At 43.3% G+C, this 3897-nt stretch carries 4 protein-coding genes; 1 reads left to right on the plus strand and 3 read right to left on the minus strand.

The window, feature by feature from the left end; genetic code table 11:
* The first annotated feature begins 270 nt into the window (after window positions 1-270).
* Entirely contained in the window at window positions 271-585 is a 315-nt protein-coding gene (locus DESACI_RS22880; protein WP_014825135.1) for a hypothetical protein, read from the plus strand.
* Window positions 586-800: 215 nt separating this feature from the next.
* On the opposite strand, the gene DESACI_RS22885 is transcribed toward DESACI_RS22880, so the two are convergent.
* From DESACI_RS22885 to mobQ, 3 genes are all read right to left on the minus strand, one after another.
* Window positions 801-980 carry an antitoxin VbhA family protein gene (locus DESACI_RS22885; protein WP_014825136.1) on the minus strand — a complete coding sequence of 60 codons (180 nt, stop codon included), beginning with the start codon at window positions 978-980 and terminating at the stop codon, window positions 801-803.
* 4 nt (window positions 981-984) lie between these two features.
* Window positions 985-1464 (minus strand): replication/maintenance protein RepL, encoded by a 480-nt coding sequence (locus tag DESACI_RS22890; protein ID WP_014825137.1) that lies wholly within the window; start codon window positions 1462-1464, stop codon window positions 985-987.
* A gap of 737 nt (window positions 1465-2201) precedes the next feature.
* Entirely contained in the window at window positions 2202-3887 is a 1686-nt protein-coding gene (mobQ, locus tag DESACI_RS23345; RefSeq protein ID WP_014825138.1) for a MobQ family relaxase, read from the minus strand.
* Between the last annotated feature and the right edge of the window lie 10 nt (window positions 3888-3897).

Genomic DNA, 3897 nt, shown 5'->3' on the forward strand with positions numbered 1-3897 from the left:
TCCTTTCGTGCTGAGTGTTTTATTGAAATCCAAAGGATTGAAATATAAATCACGAAGCTTGCAGGGTGCAGGGATGCAATCCCTGTCGCACACATTGCGGAGCAATGTATAAGTGCGCCTTTCGGACTTTCTTCGTTCTGCTATGATTGTACTACGAGGGCATGAGTAGTGCAATCATAGCAGTCCACGAAAACGAGCACTAGGATTGTTATTTGTGATATAATCACAAATAACAATCCTAGATGCGAATGTTTGAGGGGGGTGTCAGTTATGCGTAAAAGCATGATGGAAACACTGGAAGAAATCCAAAAAAAGAAACAGCAATTAGCCGAACGAGAAAAGCTCATTCGAAATAAAATCTCTACCATGGACAGGAAAGAGAGAACCAGGCGGCTTATTCAGATCGGCGCGATCATAGAAAGTCATTTGCCTGTTAAAAGTACCTACGATGCTGAAGCTCTGGCCAACTATTTTGGCAGTCATCCAGATGCCTTTGCTGAAGTGGCAAAATATATCGAGGAAAAATCACCCCTTATTCAAGCGCAGAGTGAAGAAAAGAAAATGACTTCTAAGCGTAAAATTTAGGGCGTGGTTCGTTTATAACGATGTGGCGAAGGCTTCAATACCCCGGACAAGCTTTCAAAGGCTTAGAAGGGTGTTTAAAAGCCTGTTTATAATTATTCTAATGGACGGTGATTTCGTGTATATTACCTAGACGAAGAAACACCCTGGTATTAACCAGGGTGTCATTTGTCCTTATCGAATCTTGGCTAAAGAAACAAAAGTTTCGTTGCAACTTTTCATTTTTCGTTGCTATGACCGTAAATTTCCCTCGCACTTGCTATGACCTGCTCCATAGTGATTTCACCTTTAGCAAACCGTCTAAGAACCTTTTTGTCCTCTTCCGTCAGAGACATTCCCTCCATGGCAAAGCTCCCATCTACCTGAGCTATGCAATGCTCGATCTGCTCATCTGTCATGGCTTTAATTCTCCTTTTTAGAAAGATGTTTTCCCCCTCTTACTAACCGCAATCTGTTGACCTCTTTTACATAGTTTTTACCTTTGCCTTTCCAGCCGAAAGACGGATCTAGGCGATAAGTTTTGACTTTACCAACCTTCGGGCCTTCATGAATAACTCCTGCTTCAACAAGACGGACAAAAGCTCTAGAAACGTGTGGTTGCCTCATGTTTAAGGCTTCAGCAACTTCTTTTTGCTGAAGCAGAATATAATTTTCAAAGTCCAATTTCCCCATGATATAAAATAAAACTTTGAGTTGTTCTCCAGTTAAATCAAGTTTCGCTAGATATGTAAATCCCTCTTGCATCGCCATAAAAAAACCTCCCGGTATTTGTTTTCTCTGGATTTCTACAACGGCATACTGTCTTTTAATCTCACCTGTTTCTAAATCGAACTCAGTTGTAATTGTATTTTTACTGAGTTTCCCCACCCTTTCAATTTCCATTTTTCAACCTCACTTTCATATACCATTATTGGTATACAACATACCATATTTGGTATATGAAGACAAGCTCTAACACTTGCAATTCCTCACTTTTTTTACCCTCCCTTATGTCTATGTATAAAATATAGTCGTTTTTCCGTCGTTTTTTCACTTCTCAACTTCCATTTATGTAAATTTATGGTATGCAATTTTACCCTTATTTTTCTCTTTCCAACTGGAAAAAAAAGTACGCCCTGCGAACAGGGCGTTGCATGTATTAAAATTTCGGGTCAGGGGAAACGAAGACCGAAGACGCTCGGCGCTAGCCAAGGGGAAGTCCCTTTTGCTGTGGGGAGGGAATTTTGGGTCAAAGGGACGTTCCCCGTCCTTCAGCTTATTGGTTCGTGGCACGTGTCAATGGGATGATGACGAGCATATCCTCGGGCTTACGCCCTGCGGTATCCCTCGCATCACCCTTGACACTTCTCAAAGGCTCGTTAACTTACCATGTCCAATTTACGGAAATTCGGACTTGAAAATGCGCCCTTTTCTGCCTGACTTCCCCCTTAGCGACCGTTACCCAAGACCCAAAAGAATTACCCAGTGCAAGGGTCCAAGAACAAATTTTCGTCGAGAAAATTTTTCCCCTTGCGCGGTTGAGCTGGGTACAATTCGATGCGGGGGGAGGTCGTTCTCCCCCTTGGCATATATTACGAAATCACAGTCCACTTTTCCTAATTTCTGTAAATTGGATGCCTTTATCTCGCTCGATCTAGGCTCTCTATGCGGATTTTTTTAATGTTCAGTTCCTTGGAGAAAGAATTTATTAACTGCTTATCCTTGTCAGAAATATTCTCGCCGGTCTGATACCGCTCTAAAAGGTCTTTGCTCTTGACGAAATCCCTTTGTCGGTTCATGGCCTTTATCTCTGCCGAGCGTTGATCGTAAGTGCCTTTTGTCTCCTTATAGCGTTTTTCTAAGTCAGGCAGCTTCTTCTCTTTCGATCTCTTTTCACTGTGCAGCTGCGTGATGCGCTGCACAATGTGTCCTCGCTCCGTTTCTCCAAAATCAGCTTGCTTGTCCTTAATCAATCTCGCCTTGCTTTGTTCCAGGGCTTTTTTCTCATTCCATTGCCATGGCTTGAAACTACTTAGCTTTCCTAATCTCTCTTCAACCTCGCCGATCCGCTTCTCATAGTTGTCAAACTTTTGCAGTTTGAAAGTCTCTGAACGTAGCTGACTATCAAGTCTATCAATCGCTTCTTGTTGTCTGCCAAATTCTATCCTGGCCTGGTCGAAGTCTGCTCTTATCTCCTGGTAGGTCTTTTCCTGGGGTTGTTGTTGCGGTTGTACTGTGACCTGTTTTGCCTGTAAAATTTCCTTTTTCCAATCGTCAACAGAAAGTGTGTTTCTTCCGTTACCAACTTCCTTTTCCATCGGCTCCAACGCTTTTGATTGCGTGTTTCCGTCCGTTTCCATGCCTTTGATAATCTCATCAAAACTTTGATTAAAGCTCGTTGTTGGTTGTGTCTGCTCGTGGATCGGCGGGGTTGGTTTCTCATGCGCTTTATTCCTATCCCGAGTATTTATTTCGTTGCTGACTTCTTTTTCTTCTGGCCCCAATGGTTTTGGTTGGGGTTGTACTGGAGTTGGCTTGCTTGCATGTATGTCTGCTTCACTCTTAGCTTTTTGATATTGCTTTTCAGCCTGTTTGTATACTGCATTATCTTGATCGTACGATTTTAAATCTGCGTTGATCTCCAGGATGAGCCTGTTTTGATTTCCGCGCTCAGTCTGAATGCCACGCTTTTCCATGGCACTGGCATGAACACCAATGTGTTTTTGCGGTAGTCGGTTTTTAATTCCTTGATCTTTTAGGCTTCGATGGTCGATGCGCTCTGAAATATCTGCTTTCTCAAGTGCTTGGTTTGTCCGTTCTGCCCATTCCTTGCGCCAATCTTTAAGCAGTTCCCGATCATTCCACTCTCGATTTTTCTTGCCAAATCCTTCAGGTCCGATTTCCCTGGTGGTTAGCATGACATGAGCATGAGGGTTTTCACCGTCTAGGTGGTGCATGGTGATGTCGGCAACCATGCCTTTATCCACGAATTTCTCTTTGGTAAAACTCCGGATTAGCTCAATCTGCTGTTCTTTGCTGAGTTCCTTGGGTAAGGCAATATTTAACTCCCTGGCTAGTTGGGCATCTTTCCTACGTTCAGCCAGTTCCACTTGGTTCCATAGTTGCCCTCGATCTTGCACCCAGGCCGGGGAATGGTCGGGAGCAAGAATTTCTTTGTAATCCACGCCCATTTTCTTGGTGTAGTCGAAGGTTTGCCCGATATGTTCATCTTGTATTTTTTCACCAGAACGGTAAGCGGCACTTGCTACCGAACTTTTCCCTCCTGAACGTCCTATTATTTGCGAAGACAAATGATAGATAGCCATGCTCTCACCG

This window comes from Desulfosporosinus acidiphilus SJ4 (genome assembly GCF_000255115.2).
GTDB lineage: Bacteria > Bacillota > Desulfitobacteriia > Desulfitobacteriales > Desulfitobacteriaceae > Desulfosporosinus > Desulfosporosinus acidiphilus.